General features: G+C 42.7%; 1 protein-coding gene. It reads left to right on the forward strand.

What is annotated here, in order from left to right; genetic code table 11:
• A partial coding sequence (locus tag ACS8FC_RS18320) for an AI-2E family transporter (protein ID WP_439297839.1) occupies positions 1-653 on the forward strand: 653 nt, incomplete at both ends.

The following is a 653-nucleotide window of genomic DNA, read 5'->3' on the forward strand; positions in this document are numbered from 1 at the left end:
ACCAACCAATCGACCCTTTTTTCAGACGTTTATTTATCGTCGTCGCTTTGGTTGTGGCGCTGTTCCTTCTCTACCTGATGATACCAGTCATTGTGCCGTTTATATTTGCTTTTATGCTGGCTTACTTGTTCAATCCTTTGGTAAAGCGATTGTCAAAACATCTCAGACGTTGGATCGCAATTATTATTGTTTACTCTACCATCACTGTAGGGATGGCGCTATTGCTCTGGTGGTTGGTACCGACATTGTGGCATCAGCTGCAAGCCGCTTGGGAGTATCTACCTAAGATATCTGGCTGGTATAACCAAGTAGTACGAGAGTGGTTCAACAGCAATACTCGTTTTCAATTGCCTGTCTTAGAGTCTAAGGATTTTTCAGAGACGCTGGTCGAGTATATGCAAACAAATTATAAGTTTGCTGATGCCAGTACCATGATGAGTCAAGTACTGACTTCAAGTATGAACTTTATTAACAGTGCAGGACTGATCGTGTTGGTGCCAATTTTAACGTTTTATTTTTTGTTCAATTGGGATCAGCGTTTACAGACGTGGAAGATGGCGATACCGGGAGCATACTGCAAACAAGTCATTGGCATCGCCAAAGAGTGCGATCAGGCATTGATGGCATTTATCAAAGGTCAGCTGTTGGTGATG

The organism is Psychrobacter sp. 1Y4 (genome assembly GCF_051847555.1).